Genomic DNA, 26,199 nt, shown 5'->3' on the forward strand with positions numbered 1-26,199 from the left:
TATGAATTGGTAACACGCAGCACAGCCACGCTTTTTCATGCCTTTCGATAGATCGATCGACCTCAACGTTCTAGGTACAGTGGGAGAAAAGATAAATTGCGGTTTGAAATTATGGCATCCTCCCAACCCCTCAAAGGCATTGAATTGATCGACTGCGCCAAAGCTAACGCCCAACAAGGAATCGCCACAGCCGCTGAGCTTTGCGGCTACGGAGGCGACCTCAACACCTTCGAGCGGGAACTGAAACAGGCTTGCCAAAATATCGGCGTCGAAGTCAAGGAATTGAGCGATTTGATTACAGATCAGCAGATGATGAAAGAAGGAATGGGCATTGAAATCGCTCCAGATACTCCCTCAGAACTCTAGACGCAATCTCCACCGCACCAGTTTTAGAGTTAAGACTGCCCCGACACCAATATTTTGAGTCTGCTAGCTGAGGCAGGCTAGAATGTTTTGCATGGGAGCTTCCGACTTTAGCCAGGAGTCGCGTTTTCTCCCGCGAACAGGGTGCTTTCTGGAGGGTGCTGAGATTGTTAGGAGGACTGTCGTGTCAGATCAGCAAGACCGAATTATGCGTTTGTTTATAGAGGAGGCTAAGGAGCACCTCGATACTCTAGAAAATGGTTTAGTGGATTTGAAGTCCACGATGAAAGACCCCGAAAGCGTCCAAGAGATGTTTCGAGCCGCCCATTCCGTGAAAGGAGGGGCGGCCATGCTGGGTTTAGATAGTATTAAAACAACCGCTCACCGCTTGGAAGATTGTTTTAAGGTGCTCAAGGACGGGCCCGTCAAGCAGGTTGACCAAACGGCAGAATCCCTATTTTTAAAGGGAGTTGATACGCTTAAGGACTTGCTGGGGCGACTGGAGGGGCCTTTCGGCTTGAGGAATGAAGAGGGAGAAAAACTCGTGCAGCAGGTGATGCCTGTTTTTGCTCAACTCGAAACTCACCTCAATAAATTGGCGTCGGGCAAAGTGCAGGCGGTTGCTGCTGGGTCTGGTGCGCCTGCCTCTCGAACAGCGGGCGCTGTGCCGGCAAATTTTGCTGTTGAAGTGATGACTTTGCTTAAAGAAATGTTGCAGGTGTTCAAGCAGAAAGAATCGGTTGCTAGTCGCTCCGAGTTGACGGCTGTTTGCGTTCGCCTCTATAAGTTGGGAGGTAAAATTGAGACTTGGCAAAATTTAGTGAAAACAGCTAGAGCGGCGATCGTTAATCCCAAAAACTCTTATAAAGTCTTAGCTCCGCTGATTATCAAAGAACTCAAAGAAGCTGGGGATTTGGTGCAAGGGGGGAAAGTCAAGGCGATCGCTCCGAGTAAAAATTTGCTACTTTTGGCAGCAAGCCCAAAACCAGCAGAGCCAATCGCCTCAACAGCCCCAGCAGCAGCATCGAAGCAAATAGCACTTCCAGCCGAACCGAAGGCGGTAGTCAAGCTTTTGCTCAAAACCTTCAACAAAAAGCAACTCTCGGAAATCGCCAAGTTACTCGTTAACGCCCTCAGATCACCCTCAAACTAGGACTTGTTGCAGTAGAAGATAGAGTCAAAGCAATATTTTTGAGGCGGATATTTTTCTGGTGGGTGCTGGCAGCCTGAGTTGAGCAGCAACTCGAAAAAATTCACTCAGTCGAAATTTTTGCCCTCTACCTTCTACTGTTTGGTAACCCTGCGTTAGAATTAGTAAATATGTGGGCGTGCAATATTGTACCTGAATTAAAAATCGAGCAGGCTTTATAAGGCGGTAGCTGTGAAACCAATTCGTTCATTAGAAGATGCTTTAAATCGCTGTCAGGCGATGGGAATGCGCTTGAGCCGCCAGCGTCGATTTATTCTAGAACTTTTGTGGGAGGCAAAAGAACACCTCTCGGCTCGCGAAATTTACGATCGCCTCAACCAACAAGCGCATTCGATCGGGCATACTTCGGTTTATCAAAATCTAGAAGCTTTGTCGAGAGAAGGGATTATTGAGTGCATAGAACGCTCGGAGGGACGCTTGTACGGCAATGTCAGCGATTCTCACTCTCATGTCAACTGTCTGGATACGACTCAGATTCTCGACGTTCATGTGGAACTGCCGATCGAATTGATCGAACAAATCCAGCAGCAAACAGGTGTCAAAATAGTAGACTACCGGATAGATTTCTACGGTTATCGAACGGCAGAGTCCGCAGCGCAAGCATCGAGTGTCAGCGATACGCCAAAGGCTTCGTAACCGATAAAGTCGCTGCTGTTGGAAGCAAAACCGATTTTTTGGCTCGACCTGTCGGTCGTATAAAAGCATTTAAGTATTTAGCTGCGCTCGATCGGTTTTTTTGCCGTCTCCCGCCGGAATTAGGCACACTAGAGAAGAGTGAAACTCGATCGCCAAACTTGGCGATCGGGAATAAATACGACTAAACAAAAAAAAATCAGTTCTACCCGCTACACGTAAGAGTTTAGGCAAAATTGGGCTTTTGTACCCCCTTGATTTTTTACTCGGCTTGGAATGGACGAAAGTTTGTTTTGTGTAGTTCCGGTTTCAAGCGCTGAGTCTTAATAAAGGGAATTTATGACCCAAATTTATGATTAGACCTTACTTAAACCCCTCCAAATTTATCTGCGGAGCAAAATCTAAAATCTAAAATCTAAAATCTAAAATCGATCGACTGACGGGGGCTTTATACTGTTTTTTTTGCTAAACTGCCACGGGATCTGTGAATAACTGTTTGATAACTGGTATGATTTACGTGCTTCGAGAACCGAAAATGCTCAGAAGCAACCAGTGGGGCCAGACACGAACCTCACTATAAAACGCCGTAGAGGGAAAGATTGCCAGTACCTTGAAGGAAGTTCTCGATCTCCTTAACAGGAGTCAGAAGCCGACATCACAATCTATGATTTGATGTGGGAGTGTCACATTCTAGTGCGCATTACAGGACAGGCTGAAGTAATGGCGAGACGACAATCTGACCAATTCCACACACCACCGCAATACAACCCATCCCCCAAACCGACGGCACAGTTCAGTGCACAGGCGACAGGCGATGCGAGTTCCTCAGTAACGGCGCAGCCGACCGAGGGAAAAAGAACTTTTTGGCAGTGGCAACTTATCTGGCTGAGTCTCCTGGTGGGATTTGGAGTAACGGGGGCTGCTGCATTTCTGTGGTTGCTGACGATGCCGCCGCCGCCCAATTGCCAGCAACTGTCGCCACTGGCAGCGGATGGAGAGCGACTTTACTGCGCTCAGCAAGCAGCTAAGTCGGGCAAGCTAGAACAGCTAGAATCGGCAATGGCGCTGGTGCAGGCTTGGCCGAAAGAACATCCGCTATACTCCCAGGGTCAACATTTGATAGGAGAATGGTCGAAAGCCATTCTGGGATTTGCCAGGGCAAAAATTGAGCTGGGCGATTTGAAAGGCGCTCTGGAGATTGTGGCGAAAATTCCGAAAACCAGTCCGTCTTACCCAGAGGTACAGGAGGCTGTTACTGCTTGGGAAAAAAATTGGCAGGAGGGCCAAAAACTCTACGATACAGCCCTAGCAGCTTTGAAAAGTGAGGATTTAAGGAAGGCTTGGGATTATGCTCAAGCTCTGTTTAAGCTGGAAAATGTTTTCTGGAGTCAGAAACGGTACAACGAGCTGATCCAGCAGATTTCTTTGGAAAGAAACGGCTGGCAGCGCTTGCAAGAGGCTAGAGATTTGGCGCAGGACGGAACTCCGCAAAAGTTCGCTGAGGCGATAGTCCTGGCTCGCAAAATAGACTCGCAGCTTTTTGCCCGCGCTAAAGCTGAGAAGGAAATTGAGGGCTGGAGCCGGACTTTGCTGGCAATGGCTACTAAGCGGTTGGGGGCGAAAGACCTGCCGGGGGCGATCGAGGCTGCTTCAGTTGTGCCGCAGGATTCCCCGCTGTTTGCGGAAGCTCAAGATTTGATGCAGTTGGGTAGGGCTCAGGCAGTGACGTGGAACCAGTCGATATCAACTCCGCTGCCGCAACACGTTTTTAGCTTGCTCGAAGGGCAGGGGGCTGCTAGCCAAATTGCTCCGGGTCGCCCTCTGTACAAGCAAGCTCAAGTTCAAATTGAAAATTTGCAGGTGCAGTTTCAAGATTTGCTGCGGCTGCAAGTGGCGAGTACGATCGCTAGTGTCGGTCAGATAGGGACGTTTGCACTGGCGATCGAGCAAGCGCAAACCATCGGACTCAAGCAGCCGCGGCGGGTTCACGCTCAAACTTTGGTGGCTACTTGGCGCCGGGAAATTCAGCGGATCGAAGACCAATCTTTTCTGACCCTGGCAAAGCAGTTGGCAGAACCGCAAACGGTTGAAGGACTCAAGGGCGGCATCGCTCAGGTAGTTCTGATCGCTCAAAACCGCCCCCGCAGAATAGAAGCGCAAACTCTTTTGGCTCAGTGGACGAAACGCATAGAAGTTATTCAAGATCAGCCTTTTTTGGATGAAGCGATCGCCCTGGCAAAGCAAGGAAAACTTAGCGCTGCTATTGAAAAAGCTTCGGCAATTAAGAGCGGTAGGACTTTGTACGCCAAAGCTCAGGATAATGTCTATCAGTGGGTGAGCGAACTGCAAGTTGCTCAAGACCGACCGATTCTGGATCGAGCTTCGGAATTGGCGTCTCAAGGCAGTCTAGGAGCGGCGATCGATACGGCTTCCCAAATCGGTTACGGTAGGGCGCTGTATTCAGAGGCGGCAGGTGCGATCGGGCGCTGGAGTGCTGAACTTAGAGCCAACAGTGCACCGCCGCCGGAACCCGCTCGCGATTACGCGCCGGCTCCGCAACAGGAGGAGTACGCGCCGGCTCCGCAACAGGAGGAGTACGCGCCGGCTCCCCGACAAGAGGAGTACGCGCCTCCTGCCGAGCAGGCTCCGGCTCCCGAGCCTTACTATCCGCCCGCGAGCCAAGAGGCCCCGGCTCCCGAGCCGGAACCTTACAATCCGCCCGCAAGGGAACCGGAACCTTACTATCCGCCTGCTAGAGAGCCGGAACCGGAACCTTACTATCCGCCCGCGAGGGAGCCGGAACCTTACTATCCGCCCGCGAGAGAAGAGGCCCCGGCTCCGGCTCCGGAACCTGCTCCTCCGGCTCCGGCACCGGAACCCGCGCCGCCCTCGATTCCTGAATCGGCTGGGCCTCCTGATGGTAATTTGATCCCCGAGTAATTGGGTTTTGGCGCGATCGAACTCTAAAATCTCAAATGTAAAATCGAGTGAGTAATTTCCAACTGCTGTCGATCGATGGCGACCCCATTTTCCGGCTGGGGCTGCGAGTTGCTTGCGAGCAGTATCCAGACTTGGAAGTTGTCGCAGAGGTTTCAACGGAAACCGAGGCTTTGGGGATTCTAGAAGCTCGCTCGATAGACTCTGGAACAGCCAAGAAGCCTGCTGATTTGGCCATTTTGGCTGTTGAGACTTTAAATTGGCGATCGGGTCAAACAGAGGCGCTGGAATTTTGTCGCGAACTCAAAAATTTGTACCCCAACCTGCCACTGTTGCTGCTAGGCGGGCCGCTGACACCCGAGCAGTTGGCGGATATACAAGCTGCCGGCGCGAATGGCTATTGTCCTAAAGGTAGAGATATTTCCCTGACAATGGAAGCTATTCGCGCGGTGGCATCGGGTCGCACTTATTGGGCGACGGATGCGGGCACTAACCCGGAAATAGAACTAAATGCAGCGGGGGTTCAAACAGTAGAAAACTCCCCAGAAATTGCAGAAAAAAATGCAGGTGAGCCGACAGTTGATACGCCAGTACACAAAAAAATGCTGGCTTATTTTTGTCTGTCTGGACTGCGGGAAATAGATGCAGCTTTGGCGGTTGTCAAAGCTGATTTGCAAGAGGTTAGAGCCGCAGATCCGACAGATTTGCCCTCTATTTTAGATGGGGTTGTACTCAGCGGGCGCCGCAGGGAATTGCTGGCCGCTCGCTGGATTGTCAGTCAGTTATTATTTGAAGGAAAAGGGGAGAAGGCAGAGGGAAGGAGCAAGTTCGGCAACGGATTTAACGGAGGTCGCTTAAGGGAAGAGGTTGGAGGAAAGAATGAAGAGGAAGACGGGAGAAGGAAGACGGGAGAAGCAAGAAGGGAGAATTTGTTAAATAGTTCTCAATTGCAAGTAGCGAATTCCCAAGTTTCGGCTGAATCTTTGGCGGTTGTAACTAATTGGCAAGCTAGCTTGTTTGACTCGGCGGCAGCTAAATTGGAGTTGGATTTGGTGAATTTGACTGGCTTGCCTTTGGAAATCGATATTTTGCGATCGACCAAAAAGCGCGAATTGATGAGTTCCATCCTGCGAAAGTTACAGGATTTGCTTGAGGAATTGCGCTTTTCGCAAGTGCAGCAAACTCAATTGTCGCAAAAAATGCCTGCTATTTTACGGGATTTGTGGGAGGCGACAATTATAGATTTTTTTGGCAGATACTATACACTGCCAACGGGAGAAACTGGGGTTTTTGATGGCAGTCAAACCAGATTGAAACTGGCAGAAACTCAAGGGGGAAATGCTGCTGATATCTTGGCAGGCAGCGGCGTAGAAGTTGTGCCGGTGCTGCTGGCCGATGCTGATGTAGTTGGAGCAGAAATCCTTGACAGAATACCGATGACAGTTGATTGGTTTGCACATTTGCTATTTGAAATTCCTCTAAAAGTTGACAATGCTTCTTGTGTTGCTGGCAGCCCGGAAGCAATGCAGCGAGCTGAAGCTTTGTTAGAAAATTTGGCCATTCAAGTTGCTAGCGGAGTGGTACAGCCTCTGCTAAATAATTTGGCGAATATTGAGGAAATCAAGCAAATCTTTTACGATGGTAACTTGATTTCGACACGAGAAATTGAGCGGTTTCGCAATAATTTGTCGTGGAGATATCGCTGGGATAGCTATTTTGTGGAGCCGAAAGCTATTTTTGAAAGCAGGTTTTGGCTGTTTGTTTTGGGCGATTCTGGAATTAAGAGAATTTCTATTTATGCTCCGCGAAATCTGGAGTTAGCACAGCTTTATGGGTGGCAGTTAGCCTTGACTTTGCTGCTGGAAACCAGGGATGCGATCGCACCTAGAGTTCGCGCGGTTATCTCGCTGTTGGGTGCTGGCGTTGTTTACGTTTTGACTCAGGTTATAGGGCGGGGAATTGGTTTGATCGGGCGGGGAATTATCCAGGGGATTGGTAATTCTTTGCAAGATAGCAAGTTTGGGAAAAATGGGTGAGGCTTCGGCAACGATTAGTAGAAACGATTGCATAAATCTTTGAGCCAAGGCGGAAACCTGAGATTAAGCAGGATTAACGCCGATGCTTTCCAAAATATTTTGCGAATGTATGCAAGAGTTCGAGTGTAGGGAAGTTAACTGATTTGATATAATTTGTGATTGGTGATTAGTGCTATTATAAGATAAAACTTAGTGCTATAAGGTTGACTTTTTATGAGTATTATGATAGCGATAGATGCCGATCGCATAAACAGTTTAGATTTATCTCCGGTGCGGACTGCGATCGAAAAGTGGCTGGCAGAAGGAGCGATCGCCCAAAACGAACAACAGCTACAATTTGAAATAGAGTATCCGCGCGAAGAGTTAGATCCGCGAGAAATTTCGGAAATTCCCGAAGTGCGACTGTGGTTTATTCGCTTGGATGCTTGTTACCCTTGGCTGCCATTTTTGCTGGATTGGAAAGCGGGAGAATTGGCGCGCTATGCCGCGATGTTGGTGCCGCACCAGTTTCACCGAACCCAAGGTATTCAGTACAATCCTGAAGCTTTGGAAATGTTTTTGATGAACAAAATTTTTGTGTTGACTGATTGGTTGAATCAGCAGGGAATCCCCAGTAAATCGAAGTTGATGGCCATGTCGCAGATGTTTGGTTATGATTTGGAAGATGCTTTTTTTGATGTGATTGTACCGCACAAATAAGCGAGCGCGCCTCTAATTAAAATCGTCCTAATTAGGTAGGCTACTTTCTGCCTTAAGAGTTACGAACACAGGTATAAACCTGGTTTCTTCCCTTGTGGCGCGGGCTTTCAAGCCCGCCTCCGCAGCTATAAGTTCTATCCACAACAGCTTGATTAAGCTTGACAGCAACCGTACTCAGACTTTAATACAATCCTTAAACCAGCGCGCCTCAAAAAATTGTTGCTGGACTTCAGAATTTTCTCAGAATTGATAGTTAGTTTAAATAGACAACGATCGCCCCATTCAATCGATCGAGGAAATTTACCATGAAAACAGATTACCTCATCGTCGGCAGTGGTTTATCCGCGCTGGTTTTCGGAGCTTTGATGGCAAACTCCGGCAAAACCGTACACATCCTCGAAGCTCACGAACATCCGGGAGGTTTTGGTCACACCTTTACGATGGCCAACAAATACACGTTTAATGCCCAATTCCACTACGTTTGGGACTGCGGCGAAGGACATACAGTCAATCGAGTTCTCAAAAAACTCGGTCTCGATCGAGATGTCACCTTTGAACGGTACGATCCGAATGGCTACGACCACATGAGAATGCCTGGGTATGCGCTGGATATTCCCTCGGAACCAGAGGAACTGATCCGCAGATTGTCGGCGCTGTTTCCCGAAGCGGGCGAGAGAATTCGCCAATTCGTTAACGAAGTTGAGAAAACCGGCGAGGGACTCAGAAAACTTGCTCCTCCCGTCAAACCAATTGAATTGCTCAAAAATTTCGGTGACGTATTCTGTGCTGTCCAACACCTCAACAGCACGCTTCAAGACGTTTTCGACAAGTTCCAACTCCCGCAAGCCGCCCAAACCCTATTAGCCCTGCAATGGCCGGACTTTTTGCTGCCGCCAAATCAGCTTTCTTTCTATGCTTGGATTGCCTTGTTTAGAGGCTATCAAGAAGGTGCATTTTACCCGACCCAGCATTTTGAAGATGTCATCAATTCTTTAGTTAAAGTCATTGAATCCAACGGCGGGAAAGTTCTACTAAACCATGAAGTCACGAATTTTAGGGTGACAAACAGAACAGTAACGGGAGTTGAAGCGATGGATTTGACCACGCATCAAACCCATGAATTCACGGGCGACACGGTGATTTGCAACCTTGACCCGAAAAGAGCGGCCAAGATGATTGGAGAGGAACTGTTCTCTAAAACCGTGCGGCGGAAACTCAACTATGAGTATTCTGCATCTAACTACATGGTGTACTGCGTTGTCAAAGATATCGATCTCCGAGACTATGGATTTGGCAAGTGGAATACGTTTCATTCGGAACATCTGGATCTGAATGAAGCTTTTGCTCAAATGTACGAGCAAAATGATTTTTCTCGTCCGAGCTTTGCAATTACGACGCCAACTTTACTGACGGAAGCGCGGCGGGATTGTCCAGAAGATTGTCAAATAGTCGAATTTCTGACTGTTGCTAATTACAGCTATTTTAAACAACTTTGGGAGAGCGATCGCAAAGCTTACAGACAGAAGAAACAAGAGATTCTGGACTCGATTTTAGATGTTGTTGAAAAAGACTATGTTCCGAATTTCCGCAAACACATGGTCTTTCATATTACCGGAAGTCCGACGACTAACGAGCGCTTCTGTTGGTGTCCTAACGGTAATTCCTACGGTTCCAACCTGACGCCCCGCAACATGGGAGTCGATCGACTAAATCATGAAACATCCCTCAACAATTTCTATTTCTGCAACGCCTCCTCGGGCTATCCAGGCTTTGCGCCGACATTTTGGACCGGGGCGCTGCTTTATCAACGTTTATCCGGCGATGCGATTTTAGGCTAAGGAAAATTGGCCATTGGTTATTTTCCTGTTTATCTCGTTCCTTGGCAAAGCCAAGGAATGAATTTCACTCTTGCTCTGCCTGCTCTTAAAAATCTCTCGTTTCTGCTCTCGTTATCTCGTTCCTTGGCTCTGCCAAGGAATGAATTTCTGGAGGCTCTGCCTCCTCTTAAAAATGACGAGGGACAGCAACAGTGAAATGCGTTTCCAGGCTCTACCTGGAAACTAAAATTTCTTCCTTCTTCCTTCTTCCTTCTTCCTTCTTCCTTCTTCCTTCTTCCTTCTTCCTTCTATCAATCTAGGAGTGAACTATGAGAATTGCAATTGTTGGGGGCGGAGCTAGCGGTATGGCAGCAGCCTACTGGCTCGATAAACAGGGGCATCACGTCACTGTTTTGGAAAGGCAACCGATTTTAGGCGGACACATTCGGACGCTCAACAAAAATGTTGCGCCCAATCAATCACAGTGCAATGAAATATTAGAAAATGGAGTGCTGGAATTTCCGACTGTCTTTTATAATTTCGTGGCTTTTATGCAAGAGCTAGGGGTTGAATTAGAACCCGTACAGATTGGTTCCGCGCTGTTTCTTAAAGATGGCGAACACTTTTTGTCTAAGGTTTCTATCCGGAAAAATTTTACCGGAATCCAACGCCTGATCGAGTATTTGCGGCTCGATAGTATCTACGCTCGTTCGGCTGCATTTATTTTAAAAATGCGGTTTGCTAAACAGCACGATTTCTACGATATGCCACTTTCTCAGAGTTTGAAAAGCTCGTGCATCCGCAATTATTGGCTGAAGTTGCTGACGATGTACAGCTACTCGATACCGTTTGAATCGCTCGACAATTTTCCGTCGGAATTAGCGCTGCCGGTTCTGCGCGAATATGCCTCGGTCAACTGGGTGAGGATTAAAGGCGGGGTGTATTCTTACATTGAAAAGATTCTGGAACGGTTTAAGGGCGATATACGACTGAATGTGGAGATTGCCCAGACTTTCAGAAGTGCTGATGCTGTAAAAATTGTGCTTTCTAATGGGGAGAGTCAGGAATTTGATAAGGTGGTTTTTGCGATGCCACCAGACCAAGTGATGAGGCTGTTGTCCGATCCGACGGATGCGGAAACGAAGCGGTTTTCGGCGTGGAAAGGCAATTATGCAACGACTGTGCTGCATTCGGATACATCAATGTACGATCGCTACGGTATCCGCAATTTATCAGAATTTGATTTTTTCGAGACGGACAAGGGATGGGGATATAATGCTAGCTTGAATCAGCTTTGCGGCATCTCCTCGCCACGAGAGTACAGCTTAGCGTTTCAACTGGAGGAGTCGATCGCCAAAAAGAACATTATTCACATTCAGAAACATCACACGCCGCTGTACACTGTCGAGTCTTTTCGATATCGAGATGAAGTTATCGAGACTAATGGCGAGAACAACACTTATCATGCGGGAGCTTATTTGGGGAATGGTTTGCACGAAGGAGCTATTACCTCTGCTTTGCGAGTCGCGAAATTAATTGGGTGAGCTCAATTGTGAGGCTACAAACTTTCGCAAATATGGGTGAATTTCTTGCCGGTGCAGCACTCTCACAAAACTAATGATATCTGCATCAAAAGTTAAACCAATGCCAGAGCCGCCGACTCGGATGCGAGATTGATTTGTGCCGCTGACTAAGCTGGGACACCACCCCCCGCAGGTAAGTAGGCATCATGGCTCACAGATGCGGGCATTGTCGATCCGCCTAACTGAGTACCCTCAAAGTTGGCTCCCATGAATGTGGCCCCGCTCAAATCGGCTTCGCTCAAGTCTGCATAGCACAGCCTAGCCCAATCGAGGTTTGCTTGCACCAAAGAAACTCCCACCAGATTTGCCCTGGTTAAATCTGCTCCCATCAACTTGACACCCCGCAACTGAGCCCCGCTGAGATTGGCAGCTAACAAGTTCGCGCCTTCCAAGCTTACCCCGTTCAGTTTGGCTTCGCTCAGGTTGACGCCATTGAGATCCGTCCTGCTCAGGTCGATGCCGTTGATGTAAGCTTTCCTGAGATAGATGCCTGTTAGTTGAGCGCCAAAAAGCCTTGCACCGCTAAGTTTTGCCCCCCCGCAGTTTGCCCAGTTGAGGTTTGCTCCCGTGAGATTCGCGCCCCGCAGGTTGATAAATTGCATATCGGCTGTACACAAATTGGCGTTCCAGAGGATGGCACTCCGCAGGTTGCTACCTATGAGTTGGGCACCACTCAACTTTGTCCTGGGCAGTTTCGCTTTGACGAGGAAAGCTCCGCTGAGATTGGCTTTCGTTAGCTCTGCGTCCGCTAGTCTGACTTGGCCCATTTTGGCAAAACTCAGATTTGCTCTGTAAAGGTTTGCGTCGTTGAGTTCTGCTTTGGTCAGATGCGCCCGACTCAGGTTAGCTCCCGACAGGTTAGCCCTAGAAAGATTTACCCCGACCAAGATGGCTCCGCTGAGGTTTGCTCCGCTGAGGTTTGCGCCAGCAAAGTCTCTGTTTCCATTTTCGTACTCTTTGAGCAGCTCGGTTACTTCCATAGTTGTCAGATTCCTAATAGGGGAAATTTATCTATAAATACTCACTTTTTATAAGTATTTTATATCACACGGAACGGATGCGATCGCACTTTAAAGAAAGCTGAAAATTAACTTTATATTTTTAAGTATACTTTGTTCTTTTTCAATAGTCCAGAAAGTTTTTATGCCGTAGTCTGAAACCCTTGATTTTGCGTTGAAAGCTTTTGTGCCTCGGCAAGCGTTGCTTGCTTTTATACGATCGCCCTGAAACCATTATTCTAAGGTTGGCACTCAAAAGCTATCAGAAGTCTTGCATTAACAACTCTATATATTCATGGGTAACTTTTGTATAATTACCTTTTTCACTTCTGTCGTGCAGTGATTATATATGTTCGGACTATCCATCTACACACCAATATGCTTATGTGTTATGGCTACCACCTAAAAAATTACTAATTTCTTGAGAAAGTTTTCCATTATTTATAATAAATTAATCTCCTTGTTGTCAACTGTGGCGAACAGCTTTTTTGAACTAAGACTACTGCAAATTTGTTCGTTGTGTTCGCGCCAGGTGTGGCGAAGGCTGGCCTAGTCGTAGCTCCATATTTTATCTACTGTCATTTTTCATTAAAATTAGATATGGAACAGCTTAATAAGCGAGAATTATTCTCTGTTGTGTCGCTGCTATTCTAGGAGTCGATCGCGGTTAAAAGTAATTTTAAGACATTGTACTTCTGAGGGATTTATCGATCGACCTAACGGTAGAGGCTATTCGCTCAAAACCTAGGGGATAATATACAGCAGATTGTACAAAACTAACAGCGAGTAATATCTGTATACGATCGCCCCCTCTACTGGCAGTTAGGCAGATGTGTCAATCTATGTTATGCTGAGTCAAAATTGAGGAACGATCATGTCCAAAGAAAGAAAAAGCAACAAAGAAGTCAAAAAGCCAAAGAAACAACCTGATGGTGTTGCTAAGCCCAAGGATGACAAAAAAAATTATGGTAGCACCGATGGCCGCAAGTAGAGATAGCTGCCACTCTCGGAATTGCGATTAATTTTGTGCAATTGTCATTACTATCGATTATTAACAGATTTAAATATCCTATTTTGGGATTATCCGAAAACAGGTTTATTATATCTAGGGGAGATGCAGTGCTAAACCCAAAGTATAATGAAATCTGTTTTTAGCCATGAATATGAAACCTTCCGTTGCTGTATGATTGCCGCTCGTAAAGAAGCGCAACTAACTCAGGAGTCTGTTGCTAAATCTCTTAAAAAGCCCCAGTCTTTCGTAGCCAAATATGAAAACGGTGAACGACGGTTAGATGTAATTGAGTTTCTGTTAGTTGCCCATGTAATTGGTGTAGATCCTTGCGATATTATTAGGAAAATTTCACAAAAAATATCTGAAGCATCTTGTGAGAGCGAGATATGAACACGCAAGATGTAATCAGACTTGCATCCCAATATCTAGATCGCTTATCGAGTCATACTTTCGACGTTTTAGATGTATCTAAACCTGTCACCGTAAATGCAGCGGTGAACCTCTCTAAAGTAATCTCGAAACTTTCACCGTTAGTTGGAAATTTAATCGAATTTAACACAGTTGAATTCTTGAATCAACAAAATGAGTTTGCTGAATTTGGCACGTGGCAGAGGCAAGATCCGGGGTTTCCAGATACTATTTTTGTGGGTACAGTTCAACCAACGCCAGGATTAGAGATTAAAGCCTGGTTCCCATTAGCAACAGAGATAACAGCACGTTTCAAGGATAGTCAGAATCACTTTAGGTTCGATCGGACTCACGTTGCTATCCTGGCATGGCTACCCGATAAAATCATCTATGGCAAGCCTCGCATTCTTGATGTGTGCGTTGTCTCTGGTTTATCGGTAGCTGTAGCGAGAGATACCCACTATCACAATCCGCCGGATTATCTTGTTTTAGGAGCCGGAAGATACAACTCAAAGAACAGCAAATTTACAACAGACGTGTCTCCTTCAAACCCAAGAATACCGTAAGCTCCATCTGAAACGATGACAGTAGGTTGCTCCCAATTGTCGTATTGCTGGAGACTATCGCCGAGATATAAAGCAACGTATTCGTCACTTTATGCAGAAAAATTCAAGTTGGTATTGAGAGTAGCTTTTTTTCCACGACCAACAGTGCTAGTCGCCTTGCTTTTTAAGATGCTGGGAGAATTCGCTTCAGGGTTACATCGACTCATTTGTTGATTTACGTGGTTCTAAAAATTCAGTAACTAATACCTTATCCTATTTTGGGATATCTGGTTGGTAAGACCCGTACAGTGTAGAACCCTGAGAGACGACAGCCTCAGTGTTTCAATCCCTAATAGGGATTTATTGTGATTGTGGCAAAAAAGAGGTAAGAGCTCGCTCAACCCAACAAATCCTCAAAGGTAACTCTGGCGGATCTACCCAGCCTACAACAATTTTATATTTAAGTAAAAATATTTAACTTTACTAAATATTTAGGTAAAGACACAAAATGATGACTAACTATCTATCGCACAGAAAATTGTGATATGATACACGAAATTTCGATCGGTGTAAATTCTACAGTCAAGAAACTGACTTTATATCATTTGTTTTTATTTTATAAATATAAATTACCGTATAAGTGGAGGAATTTGAAATGTATGGTTTAATTAATCGTGCGATTCAAGAGATGGTATGCGAGCATTTTGATGAAGCTACTTGGGAAAAAATTAAGCAGAAAGCGCAAGTCCTAGACGAGCAATTTCTCATTTTAGAAGCTTATCCTGATGATTTGACTCATCGTCTAGTGAAATCTGCTAGTGAAGTGCTTGGCTTTTCTGGCGCACAAATTATGCAGGATTTTGGCGAATACTGGGTTAAATATACTGCTAGTGCGGGTTATCAAGAAATACTAGATATGGCGGGAGATACATTACCCGAATTTCTCGAAAATCTAGATGATTTACATACTCGGATTGGGGTGCAATTCCCTAAGTTGCGACCACCATCTTTTGAATCTACAGAAGTTGCCGAAGATGTGATAGAGCTGCATTATCGCTCTACACGGGAAGGTCTGGCACCAATGGTAGTCGGGTTAGTCAAAGGTTTGGGCGATCGTTTCCAGACAGAAGTTGATATCACACAAACTCAATCCCGTGAAGAAGGATTCGAGCATGACACATTTCGTATTGAGTACAGATCAGAATAGACTGTAAGTGATTCATGACTAAGCCGCTCTATACACTGAATCCCCAGATGTTTTGCGATATATTTCCATTTCATATAGGATTTAATCAAAATCTGGAGATTGTCCAGGTTGGGGATGTATTGCAACGGACTCATCAAATACCATTATTAGGTGAACAGATAGATCGACATTTTCAAATTCATCAGCCAGCGATCGCATTTGACTTTTTGACGATTCAGAAAAAAATCAAATCATTATTTATTCTGGAATCCCAACATAACTCTCTACGATTAAAGGGGCAAATGGTCTATCTAAAAGACGATGACGTGATCCTCTTTATCTGCTCGGTGTGGATTCCCGACTCAAGCTTACTATTGAAATTAGCGGTTAAGTTGAAAGACTTTGCCATCCACGATCTGACTCCGGATTTTTTGTTTTTGCAACAAACTAGCCAAACAGCTCTTCGGGAAGTTCAAAGCCTTACAGAAGAATTAACTAAGCAGAAAAATGAGCTGCAAGCATCACTAGAGGTTCAGAAAGAACTGACCTATTTGTCCCAAATTCAAGCACAACATTTAAAGCAAGCCTTGAGTGAACTTCAGGAAACGCAATCACACCTAATTCAAGCAGAGAAAATGTCAAGTTTAGGCCAGTTAGTTGCAGGAATTGCCCATGAAATTAATAATCCGGTCAACTTTATTCATGGTAACTTGAAATATCTGCAAGACTATGTTCAAAATCTCATAAATTTCTTATACCTTTATCAGAAATACTATCCGCACCCACCATCTGAAATTGAAGCAGAAGCTGCCCTAATCGATCTCGTTTTTTTAGAAAACGATCTTCCTAAAATTCTTAACTCTATCAAAATTGGCAGTGAACGCATTCGCAAAATAGTTAATTCTCTCAGAAACTTTTCCCGCCACGATGAAGCGGAAATCAAACCTGTAGATATTCATTCGGGAATTGAGAGCACTTTGTTGATTTTGCAGCATCGGCTGAAATCTAATGGTGAAGCTCTAGAGATTCAAGTGATTAAACAATATGGTGAATTGCCTTTAGTCCAGTGCTACGCATCGGCAATTAATCAGGTATTTATGAATATAATCAGTAATAGCATAGATGCTTTGCGAGATGCACAGAAAGATTGTGCTGACTGGAACAAAGAACCCACCATTATTATTCGGACTTTAGTTAATGATTGTCAGAATTTGGTAGTGAGCATTGCTGATAATGGTCTGGGCATGGAACAGTCGGTAATCAATAAGATATTCGATCCATTTTTTACGACGAAGCCGGTGGGAAGTGGTACGGGTTTGGGATTGTCAATTAGTTATTCGATTGTGGTGGAAAAGCACGGGGGTAAGTTAAGCTGTATTTCTGCACCGGGAGAAGGAGCAGAATTTGCGATCGAGATTTCGCTCTAAATTCAAACCTGTAAGTTGAAACTCAAGCGGGCTGAAGCCGCTGAGATTCTTAAGAAATTGCTTCCTATCCTAAGTTTTGATGAGCCGATCGCTTCACGCTTTTTTGGGCAAACAATGCAAAAAATATAGTTTTATCCGATCGCCAAAATCGATCAAAGCGATATCTGTGTCACCGCAATATTACCCTCAAAACACACGTCAACATCAGTCCCCGCCGCCCGATCGCGCGAGCCATACTCTCCAGCATAATAAAAGTATTCTCCCTCCATCCGGTAAACCACTGGCAGTGGCTGCGTCGAAGGCTGGCAAAACACAATTTCCGGTTCCGCACTTCCCGGCGCTAAATGCGGCAAATTCACATTCCAAAAACACCCAGACTTTGGTGCCCGGTTCAGCAAATCCGCCAACACCCGCGATGTCCAACGAGTAGCGACATCCCAATCAATTTCGAGCGGCCTTTTAATCCGGTGGGAAATTGCGATTCCCGGAATACCGTGCATGGCTGCTTCCCGCACAGCCGCAACTGTACCCGAAATGTACACGTCAACCCCCAAATTGCCGCCCGCGTTAATACCCGAAAGCACCAAATCCGGTTTCGCACAAACGTGATGAAGAGCGATGCGCACGCAATCGGCCGGTGTTCCCCCTACAGCATATTCAAAGGACGATCGCCGATCGACATGAATCGGACTGTGAGCCGTCACCTGATGCCCGCAGCCCGACAATTGGCCTTGGGGAGCCACCACAATCGTCTTGTCCTTTACTGCTTGCAAAAGTGCTTGAATGCCCGGAGCATCGATGCCGTCGTCGTTGGTTAAAATTATCGTCATTAAAAATGTGTCGGTTTTATAGAACCGATTTGAGAGCGCAGAGGCTGGCAACCTTCTGGTAGTTCTAGCCCAAATTGGTTGTTGGTTAGTGGCGATCGTCAGTATGAGCATTGCCACACATTTATATCATGGCATTAATTGAACAGTTGCCCCAGAAATGTGGCGCGCCACATTTTAGCCGAGTCGCACCTTGATATGACAGCTAAAGCGACTTGTTACGCTTGCCCCAGTGCAGCATTCATGACATCAGTGTCGATGCAAACATCTAATCACATCATTTTTTCCTCGCCTCTCCCCGATGCTTGGTGTTAAAAGTAGCAGATTATATTAAGTATCTGAGACTGAACGTTGAAATCCTCGATCCTGCTAAATTATTAGCTTGCGTTATCACCATAAGTACGAGAGAGCCGATAATAAGTTAATGTCGATTCCAATTGCGCTTTGACGCAGGGGATGGGAGAATAGATATCAAATCTTTATCAAAGATAGTATCTAAGTTACAGTTCTCCTTTCCCATTCATAAATCAAATACTTATCTACACTGTTACCATTATTACATTTCTACTCAGGAGAGCCACATGAACGAACCCACTCAAAGCAATACCAAAGCAGTAACAGACGGCTGTGCCGTTCCACAGTCGATTATGACCGCCTATCAGGATGAACTGGATAACCTTGAACTGGAGATTGAAGGGAACTTACCAAATGACTTACAGGGTCACGTCTTTATTGTTGCTCCAGTCGGCACTGTTGAATCAGGAGGACTCCCATTTACAGACGGAGACTCATTGTTGAATGGCGATGGCATGATTTATAGGCTTGATTTTGATCGACCAGGCGAAGTGAGGGTGAAGACTCGCCTTGTTAAGCCACCAGATTACTATGCTGACAAAGCAACACAGCGTGGAGGCGAGTATGAAAAGTATAAATTCCTCAATCGCGGCATTGCTCGGTTGTCTATGTCTCTGGGTCTGCGTAATCAATTAAATACAGCTTTTCTACCCATGAAATTTGCTGCGGACTCCTGCGATCGCTTGCTAGTTACTTATGATGCAGGTCGTCCTTATGAAATTGATACAGACACCCTGGAAGTGGTAACACCAGTTGGATCGAATCAAGAGTGGCGGGGGGAACTGGATCAACTCAAAATTCCAATAATTAATCCTAAGAAATTTCCTTGCAAAAGTATTTTGAGTACGGCTCATCCTGCCTTTGATTATTCCGGTGAAGGTAAGATGTTTACAGTTAATTACGGCAGATCAGCGGCTAGTTTTATAGAAGGCATTCAGTGGGTTTATGAGATCGAAGAAATTCCCCAACTAATAGAGGAAATTCTCGTAACACTGACGGGGTTCTGTCAAACGGATTTGATCAAAGATATTTCCCGTGCTGTGTTCGGCTTCTCCCGAGACATAGTTGAAAACCTAATGAGCTCCATTGGAAGTATATTTGGGAAAGAATTGGAGGATTTTACCTATGTAGTTTGCTGGGATGGTGTTGGCGAACTGGAACGATGGAAGCTGGTACTGCCTGATGGCACGCCGGTTAAAATTGAACAAACTATTCATCAGATAGGAGTAACTAAAGATTATGTGGTACTGATGGACACCGCCTTCATTATGGGTCTGGAGCAGATAATCAACAACCCATTTCCCAAGAATAAAAAACTAGAGCAGCACTTGAGAAATTTACTAGAACGTCCGCCTCTGCCGGATTCTAATATTTATATCGTGCGCCGTGCCGATCTAAAAGCAGGCCAGCGTCCAGCTAGCAGTAATAAGGAAGTTGAAGTCGTCGCCCAGAAAGTGGTAATTCCTCTCGAAGCTGCCCATTTTTTGGTGGACTATGATAATCCCAATGGCAATATCACTCTCCACGTTGCCCACCTTTGTGGAATGCAAGTAGCTGAATGGCTTAGGAAGTATGATGTTTCAGCCTCCAAACCCCACAAACCCGTGCCACATTACCTGCATGGTATGGAACACGATGAGACTGACATCGGACGAATGGGGCGCTACATAATTCATGGAGAGACTGGACAACTGATTGAGTCCCAAGTTATCTCCGACATCAACGCCACATGGGCTGTCGATCTCTATGCCTACTTAGATAGGCTCCCTACAGGTTTGACTCCAGGAAAGCTAGAAAATGTCTACTGGAGTTCGTTTGGACTGTGGGGAGATTTGATGACAAAATACATTGTCGATCTGTACGACGATTATAAGTACCGATTAATACCGCTCTCAGAAGTTATCCGCTTAGCCCAAAAGGGTAAACCTGCTTGCTTGTTCAGGCTGCACCCAAAGTCGATGGTGATTGCCGATCGCTATGAGTTCCCTTGCGGCTACATGACGCTATCACCCCAGTTCATACCCCGTGGTGATGGTGAAAGTTCTACAAACGGTTACATCGTCTGTGCTGTTTGTTTTGAAGACAAAAATTTGGAACCCACAAATCAAATTTGGATTTTCAATGGTAACAAACTGTCAGATGGCCCCCTGTGCAAATTGCATAATTCAAAACTCAAGTTTGGGTTTACGTTGCATACAGCATGGTTGCGACAGATTTCTAAGCGCCCAGAAGCTAGTTACAAGATTCCAGTGAAACAGGATTACCAGGAGCTAGTAGATCAAAACGAGCCAGAGATTAGGAAGCTGTTTGAGAATGAGGTGTACCCCCATTTTCATTAAGAAACTCACCTGCCAAAAGCGCGATCGCGCTTTTGGCAGGTGGGCTTCTTGGTTCATAGACCCTCTTTAAAAAAGTCAAACAAGAAAGGAAACTAAAAATATGATAGTTCTTTCGGGATACGAAATTATAGAAAAAATTTACGATGGAGTAAGGACTGTTGTATATAGAGCTAAAAAAGATGGTTACCGACAACCAGTTATCATTAAAATTATTAAATATGATTATCCTAGCCTTGAACAAATCACCAATTTAAGGCAAGAATTTATAATTACTCAAAATTTAGAGTGTGAAGGAATTGTCAAAACTTACAACTTAGAAAATTATCAGAATAGTTTAGCGCTAATATTAGAAGATTTTGGGGGTCTATCCCTTTATCATTTTATGGCAGCCAATAACCTGTCAATAACCGAGTTGTTGAGGGTAGCGCTCGCTCTATCCGAAACTTTGATCTATCTCCATCAAGTACCGATAATTCACAAAGACATTAAGCCCTCAAATATCATTATCAATCCAGCAACCGGAAAAGTAAAACTGACTGACTTTAGTATTTCATCGCGCTTGGAATTGAAAAACCAAAGCATTAGCAATCCCAACTTGCTAGAAGGGACTCTCGCTTATATGTCACCCGAACAAACAGGGAGAATGAATCGAGCAATTGACTACCGCACCGATTTCTATTCTTTAGGAGTGACTTTCTATGAAATGCTGACCAACCAGTTGCCATTTACTACCACCGATCCGATGGAGTTGGTTTACTGTCATATTGCCAAACAACCCGTCCCACCTAAAGAGGTAGCAGAAATTCCTCAAGCGGTTTCAGATATTGTGATGAAACTGTTAGCAAAAAATGCGGAAGACCGATATCAAAGTGCGGCGGGATTAAAATTTGACCTGGAAACTTGTTTGCAGCAATTGCAGACAACTGGAAAGATTGAAAATTTTCCCATCGGTCAACGCGATCGCGGCAACCAATTACTCATTCCCCAGAAGCTTTATGGTAGAGAAACCGAAGTCCAAATTCTTCTAGATGCCTTTGGGCGAGTCAGCCTCGGTGCTACCGAGATGATGTTAGTTTCCGGTTATTCCGGGATTGGTAAAACTTCAATCGTCAATGAAGTTCATAAACCAATTGTAGCAGCTAGGGGATATTTTATTGCGGGTAAGTTTGACCAGTTTAAGCGCAATATTCCCTATGCGGCGTTAATCCAAGCATTTCAAGAATTAGTTCGTCAGCTATTAACTGAAAGTTCCGAACTGATTGCTATTTGGAAAGAAAACTTATTAAAGGCGCTAGATAATAACGGTCAAGTTATTATTGATGTTATCCCCGAAGTCGAACTAATTATCGGTAAACAGCTTGAAGTTCCTCAACTGGGTTCATCGGAATCCCAAAACAGATTTAATCGGGTATTTCAACAATTTATTCGCGTTTTTTGTCAACCAGAACACCCGCTAGTCATATTCCTAGACGATTTACAGTGGGCAGATTCGGCATCTCTAAAGTTAATCCAACTCTTAGTCACTGACCCAGATAGCAAATATTTATTAACGATTGGAGCTTATCGAGATAACGAAGTCAGTCCCGTTCATCCTTTAATTCAGACAATAGAAAAAATTCAAGAAACTGAAACGGTGGTGAATAATATCACCATTCAGGCGCTGGCTTTGGATAGCGTCAACCAATTAATCGCCGATACTCTCGATGCCAGCGTAAATTCAGACAAAATAAAAGTTTTTTCTGAATTACTTTTTAATAAAACCCAAGGCAATCCCTTTTTCTTAACCCAGCTACTCAAAACCCTGTACTCGGAAAATCTGCTGGTTTATCAGGTAGACACAGACCGCTGGGAGTGGGATATTCAACAAATTCAGGCGATTGGCATTGCTGATTTCAATATTGTTGAACTGGTTGCTCGCAATATTCGCAAACTCCCTGAAACAACCCAGAAAGCATTAAAATTAGCGGCTTGTATCGGCAACCAATTTAACTTAGAAGTTTTATCAATTGTCAATGAAGAATCAAACATAGCGACGGCTGCTCATTTGTGGGAAGCACTGCAAGCAGGTTTGATTCTGCCGCTGTCTGAAAATTACAAAATTCCTCTACTCTTTGCCCAGGAAGAGTTGGCATCTGTACGGGATATCAAAGTTGAATACAAATTTTTGCACGATCGCGTGCAACAAGCAGCCTATTCTTTGATTCCAGAGTCAGACAAAAAAGCCACTCACCTGAAAATTGGTCAACTGTTGCTGAATAATACAACAGAGCAAGAGCGAAAAGATAATATTTTTGCTCTGGTTAACCAACTGAATTTTGGCACAGATTTGCTAATTAATCAGTCAGAAAAAGATGAGTTGGCTGAATTAAACCTGATTGCTGGACAGAAAGCGAAGGCAGCTACTGCATATGAAGCCGCTGTTAATTATTTGAATGTAGGTATAGAACTCCTGAGCCAAGATAGCTGGGAAAGTAGATACGATCTGACATTTAATTTTTATCGGGAAGCGGCGGAAGCCGAATATCTCAATGCCAATTTAGAACGAGCGGAAATTTTGTGCGATCGCGTGTTTCAAAAAGCCAAAACAATCCTCGAACAAGTCAACTTATACGAACTGAAAATTAGAATTTACCTCGCTAAAAATCAAAATAATGATGGCTTAGATGCCGGACTGCAAGTTCTAAAAATGCTAGGAGTGACCCTATATGAATCACCCCCGCAAGAACTCAATATTGAGGAGTTAGCAAACCTGCCTGAAATGAGCGAGCCCTACAAGCAGGCGGCTATGCAGCTTTTAGTTCTTATATTCCCACCTGCTTGCTTTGCAGAAAGCCCGCTATCGCTACCTATTATATATACTATGGTGGAACTTTCTCGTCAGTACGGGAATTCGCCGCAATCTACTTACGCCTATTCTGTTTACGGTATATTCGTATCTTGGCTATTCTCAGATATAAATTTATCCTATCAACTGGGGCAACTGGCTTTGCAGCTATTAGAGAAGTTAGATGCTAGAGAGTTTCGTTCTAAAGTTTTAGTTAATGTTTCCATCGGTATTATCCACCTCAAAAAGCATACTAGGGAAACGATAGAACCCCTTCGTCAAGCAATTAATAGCGGCTTAGAATTTGGAGATATAGAATATGCTTGTCATGCTGCTGATTACTATTGCTCGCATTTATTTTTTAAGGCAGAGCATCTAGACTACGTGCAAGAACAGCAAAAACTATATATTGACTTGGCAGATAGATTGTCCCAAGAACACCAGTTATATTTACTCAAAATTCTCGGTCAATTAGTAGAAAATTTAAGGGGGATGACAGATAATAAACTGATCTTGATGGGCAGCATATTAAATGAGGAAAAAGCTATCTCTTATTTAAGAGAAGTAAATAATTTCATTTGCTTGTTCAGACTTTATTTTGCCAAAACTGTAGTTTGCTATTTGTTTAAGCAGTATGAAGAAGCTATCGAGTTTGCGATAGAGGGGTTGAAATATTCAGGTTACGTTCAATCAAATATTAGTTTTATTGAACAGACTTTTTACTATTGTCTGATTCTTTTAGCCCAGTATGCTCAGGAAGATTCAGGAGAGGAAGAAAAGAAACAAGAATACCTCAACCAAGTAGAAGAAACTCAGAAAAGCATAAAAAATTGGGCGTTCCATTGCCCAGCCAATTACCAGCATAAGTATGACTTAGTAGAAGCAGAAAAAGCCCGCGTATTGGGGCAATCTTTCTCAGCAATGGAATATTACGACCTGGCGATAGATGGAGCCAAGGAAAATGGATACGTCCAGCACGAAGCCCTCGCCAATGAACTAGCAGCAGAATTTTATTTAACTTTAGGTCGTCAGAAAGTAGCGCGTACCTACATGATAGACGCTTACTATGCTTATATTCGCTGGGGAGCAAAGGCAAAAGTTAAGGATTTAGAAGAGCGCTATTCTGAATTACTCGCACCAGTCGTCGGTAGGAAAAACAGCCTGACGAGTGGAAGAGGCGAAACGATTGTTCAGACCAGAACCACTGTCACTTCTACCAGTTCAGGTTCTGCAAAAGAGCTGGATTTATCAACAATTATCAAAGCTTCCCAAGCGCTCTCAGGGGAAGTTAATTTAGATAAGTTACTATCGAGTTTGATGCAAGTCTTGCTGGAAAACGCCGGAGCAGAAAAATTTTATTTCATCATACCTGACCCAGCAGGTAAGTGGAAAATAGAAGCTCAATGTACGGGTGAACGATGTGAATTAATATCCAAGTCAGGGACTGAAAATCAAGTGATACCTATCTCGCTGGTTAATTATGTAGAACGCACGCAAGAAACTCTTGCGATCGATGATGCAACCACTGAAACCAGGTTTGCTTCTGACCCGTATATTATTCAGCAGCGACCTAAATCTATTTTGTGTAGCCCCCTGATTAATCAAGGTAAGTTGGTAGGCATCTTATATCTAGAAAATAATTTAACAGCGGGGGCTTTTACGCGCGATCGCCTAGAAGTCCTCAACATCATTTCCGCCCAAGCTGCGATCTCCATCGAAAATGCCCGTCTCTATCAAACTTTAGAAGAAAAGGTGCAACAACGCACCGCCCAACTCGCCCAAGCAAACCAGGAAATTAGCGGCCTCAACAACAAACTTAAAGCCGAAAACATCCGCCTCAGTGCTGAGTTAGAAGTCACGAAACGACTGCAACAAATGATCTTGCCCAAACAATCAGAACTAGATAAAATTAAAGGATTAGAAATAGCTGGATATATGCAACCTGCCGATGAAGTTGGTGGCGACTACTACGACGTGCTATCCCAAAATGATAAGGTAAAAATTAGCATCGGCGATGTTACGGGACACGGTTTAGAAAGTGGCGTATTAATGATTATGGCGCAAACCGCCGTCCGCACTCTCCAACAAATGAACGAAACCGATCCGGTGAAGTTTCTTGATGTGTTAAACCGCACCCTTTATGCCAATATCGAGCGCATCGACTCGTCTAAAAACATGACCTTGGTTTTGTTAGATTATCAAGATAGTAACTTTACCCTCAGCGGTCAACATGAAGAAATAATTGTAGTCCGTACTGATGGTAACATCGAACGGATCGATACAATGGAACTCGGCTTTCCTGTGGGATTAGAGGAAGATATTGCTGATTTTGTTTCCCAAGTTCAAGTGCATCTTAATCCAGGGGATGTAGTAGTGCTTTACACAGATGGAATTACCGAAGCTGTAAATATAAATAAAGTCTATTACGGCATAGAAAGATTGTGCCAAGTGACCAAAGAAAATCGCCACAAAACGGCTGAAGAAATTCGACAAGCAGTAATCGATAATCTGCGGCAGCATATTGACAAACATAAAGTTTTTGACGACATTACGTTGGTAGTCCTAAAACAGAAATAACGCAAGTTGGTAATTGGTAATTGGTAATTGGTAATTGCTCAACTCGGGGAAAAAAGGGAGCCATTAATAGAGAGAGCTTGTTGAATGGATTGATAAGCAGTTAAACCCTGTCGCTTCCCAGTATTGACAACTGAACGAACGGCAGCAAACAAATCTCGACCCCATTCCGAACGGAAGCCATTGGTAACACGACGAAATATCACGCTCATCCGAATCGCCTGTTCACGCTTAATTATTCGTGGGCGGAATTGTCGCATCTTCCAAAAATAGAAATAAATTGTCAATCAGCCGACCATAGCGTTTTCGTAACCGGATACCATCCTTATGTTTTGGCTCTAAATGTGTTTGCTAAACTGCTACTTTCAAATGGCTTTTGCTTCGATAAAGCTGTTTCTGGAATGAAACATTCCGTCCCCGATCGAAT

16 protein-coding genes are annotated in these 26,199 nt (G+C 44.6%); 14 read left to right on the forward strand and 2 right to left on the reverse strand.

What is annotated here, in order from left to right; all coding sequences use genetic code 11:
* Nucleotides 1-111 precede the first annotated feature (111 nt).
* From QUA54_RS16020 to QUA54_RS16055, 8 genes are all read left to right on the forward strand, one after another.
* Nucleotides 112-366, forward strand: coding sequence for a hypothetical protein (locus QUA54_RS16020; protein WP_172192057.1), 255 nt, complete (start codon nt 112-114; stop codon nt 364-366).
* A gap of 82 nt (nt 367-448) precedes the next feature.
* On the forward strand, nt 449-1,516 hold the full coding sequence (locus QUA54_RS16025) for an Hpt domain-containing protein (RefSeq protein ID WP_333415400.1): 1,068 nt from the start codon (nt 449-451) through the stop codon (nt 1,514-1,516).
* Between the two features lie 228 nt (nt 1,517-1,744).
* A complete protein-coding gene (locus QUA54_RS16030) occupies nt 1,745-2,209 on the forward strand; it encodes a transcriptional repressor (protein ID WP_172192055.1) in 465 nt (154 codons plus the stop codon).
* A 717-nt stretch (nt 2,210-2,926) separates the two neighbouring features.
* Nucleotides 2,927-5,146, forward strand: coding sequence for a hypothetical protein (locus QUA54_RS16035; RefSeq protein ID WP_333415401.1), 2,220 nt, complete (start codon nt 2,927-2,929; stop codon nt 5,144-5,146).
* Between the two features lie 47 nt (nt 5,147-5,193).
* Complete coding sequence (locus tag QUA54_RS16040; RefSeq protein WP_333415402.1) at nt 5,194-7,179, forward strand: DUF3685 domain-containing protein; 1,986 nt, start codon at nt 5,194-5,196, stop codon at nt 7,177-7,179.
* 213 nt (nt 7,180-7,392) lie between these two features.
* Nucleotides 7,393-7,878 (forward strand): CRR6 family NdhI maturation factor, encoded by a 486-nt coding sequence (locus tag QUA54_RS16045; RefSeq protein WP_172192050.1) that lies wholly within the window; start codon nt 7,393-7,395, stop codon nt 7,876-7,878.
* A gap of 305 nt (nt 7,879-8,183) precedes the next feature.
* Nucleotides 8,184-9,716 (forward strand): NAD(P)/FAD-dependent oxidoreductase, encoded by a 1,533-nt coding sequence (locus tag QUA54_RS16050; protein ID WP_333415403.1) that lies wholly within the window; start codon nt 8,184-8,186, stop codon nt 9,714-9,716.
* A gap of 308 nt (nt 9,717-10,024) precedes the next feature.
* Nucleotides 10,025-11,239, forward strand: a complete 1,215-nt coding sequence (locus QUA54_RS16055; RefSeq protein WP_333415404.1) for an FAD-dependent oxidoreductase — start codon at nt 10,025-10,027, stop codon at nt 11,237-11,239.
* A gap of 146 nt (nt 11,240-11,385) precedes the next feature.
* Here QUA54_RS16055 and QUA54_RS16060 read toward each other — a convergent pair whose 3' ends face one another.
* Nucleotides 11,386-12,258 (reverse strand): pentapeptide repeat-containing protein, encoded by an 873-nt coding sequence (locus QUA54_RS16060; protein WP_333415405.1) that lies wholly within the window; start codon nt 12,256-12,258, stop codon nt 11,386-11,388.
* 1,156 nt (nt 12,259-13,414) lie between these two features.
* Here QUA54_RS16060 and QUA54_RS16065 point away from each other — a divergent pair.
* The 4 genes from QUA54_RS16065 (at nt 13,415) to QUA54_RS16080 (ending at nt 16,854) form a co-directional block, all read left to right on the forward strand.
* The gene (locus QUA54_RS16065) at nt 13,415-13,678 is read left to right on the forward strand and encodes a helix-turn-helix transcriptional regulator (protein ID WP_333415406.1); all 264 of its coding nucleotides are present in this window, start codon (nt 13,415-13,417) and stop codon (nt 13,676-13,678) included.
* Nucleotides 13,675-14,262 (forward strand): hypothetical protein, encoded by a 588-nt coding sequence (locus QUA54_RS16070; RefSeq protein WP_333415407.1) that lies wholly within the window; start codon nt 13,675-13,677, stop codon nt 14,260-14,262. Before QUA54_RS16065 ends, QUA54_RS16070 begins: the two co-directional genes overlap by 4 nt.
* Before the next feature lie 634 nt (nt 14,263-14,896).
* The gene (locus QUA54_RS16075; RefSeq protein ID WP_333189850.1) at nt 14,897-15,448 is read left to right on the forward strand and encodes a heme NO-binding domain-containing protein; all 552 of its coding nucleotides are present in this window, start codon (nt 14,897-14,899) and stop codon (nt 15,446-15,448) included.
* A 14-nt stretch (nt 15,449-15,462) separates the two neighbouring features.
* The gene (locus tag QUA54_RS16080) at nt 15,463-16,854 is read left to right on the forward strand and encodes an ATP-binding protein (protein ID WP_333415408.1); all 1,392 of its coding nucleotides are present in this window, start codon (nt 15,463-15,465) and stop codon (nt 16,852-16,854) included.
* A gap of 152 nt (nt 16,855-17,006) precedes the next feature.
* Here QUA54_RS16080 and surE read toward each other — a convergent pair whose 3' ends face one another.
* Entirely contained in the window at nt 17,007-17,684 is a 678-nt protein-coding gene (surE, locus tag QUA54_RS16085) for a 5'/3'-nucleotidase SurE (protein ID WP_333415456.1), read from the reverse strand.
* A gap of 578 nt (nt 17,685-18,262) precedes the next feature.
* On the opposite strand from surE, the gene QUA54_RS16090 reads away from it, so the two are divergent.
* Both QUA54_RS16090 and QUA54_RS16095 read left to right on the forward strand, forming a co-directional pair.
* Nucleotides 18,263-20,374, forward strand: a complete 2,112-nt coding sequence (locus tag QUA54_RS16090; RefSeq protein WP_333415409.1) for a carotenoid oxygenase family protein — start codon at nt 18,263-18,265, stop codon at nt 20,372-20,374.
* Between the two features lie 100 nt (nt 20,375-20,474).
* Nucleotides 20,475-25,775, forward strand: a complete 5,301-nt coding sequence (locus QUA54_RS16095) for an AAA family ATPase (RefSeq protein WP_333415410.1) — start codon at nt 20,475-20,477, stop codon at nt 25,773-25,775.
* Nucleotides 25,776-26,199 lie beyond the last annotated feature (424 nt).

It is taken from the genome of Microcoleus sp. MOSTC5 (assembly GCF_036701825.1).
Lineage (GTDB): Bacteria > Cyanobacteriota > Cyanobacteriia > Cyanobacteriales > Microcoleaceae > Microcoleus > Microcoleus asticus.

Coding starts and splice junctions, on each gene's coding strand:
- QUA54_RS16020 (WP_172192057.1), top strand. CDS start 112: ATGGCATCCTCCCAACCCCTCAAAGGCATTGAATTGATCGACTGCGCC.
- QUA54_RS16025 (WP_333415400.1), top strand. CDS start 449: ATGTTTTGCATGGGAGCTTCCGACTTTAGCCAGGAGTCGCGTTTTCTC.
- QUA54_RS16035 (WP_333415401.1), top strand. CDS start 2,927: ATGGCGAGACGACAATCTGACCAATTCCACACACCACCGCAATACAAC.
- QUA54_RS16045 (WP_172192050.1), top strand. CDS start 7,393: ATGAGTATTATGATAGCGATAGATGCCGATCGCATAAACAGTTTAGAT.
- QUA54_RS16050 (WP_333415403.1), top strand. CDS start 8,184: ATGAAAACAGATTACCTCATCGTCGGCAGTGGTTTATCCGCGCTGGTT.
- QUA54_RS16055 (WP_333415404.1), top strand. CDS start 10,025: ATGAGAATTGCAATTGTTGGGGGCGGAGCTAGCGGTATGGCAGCAGCC.
- QUA54_RS16060 (WP_333415405.1), bottom strand. CDS start 12,258: ATGGAAGTAACCGAGCTGCTCAAAGAGTACGAAAATGGAAACAGAGAC.
- QUA54_RS16065 (WP_333415406.1), top strand. CDS start 13,415: ATGAAATCTGTTTTTAGCCATGAATATGAAACCTTCCGTTGCTGTATG.
- QUA54_RS16070 (WP_333415407.1), top strand. CDS start 13,675: ATGAACACGCAAGATGTAATCAGACTTGCATCCCAATATCTAGATCGC.
- QUA54_RS16075 (WP_333189850.1), top strand. CDS start 14,897: ATGTATGGTTTAATTAATCGTGCGATTCAAGAGATGGTATGCGAGCAT.
- QUA54_RS16080 (WP_333415408.1), top strand. CDS start 15,463: ATGACTAAGCCGCTCTATACACTGAATCCCCAGATGTTTTGCGATATA.
- surE (WP_333415456.1), bottom strand. CDS start 17,684: ATGACGATAATTTTAACCAACGACGACGGCATCGATGCTCCGGGCATT.
- QUA54_RS16090 (WP_333415409.1), top strand. CDS start 18,263: ATGAACGAACCCACTCAAAGCAATACCAAAGCAGTAACAGACGGCTGT.
- QUA54_RS16095 (WP_333415410.1), top strand. CDS start 20,475: ATGATAGTTCTTTCGGGATACGAAATTATAGAAAAAATTTACGATGGA.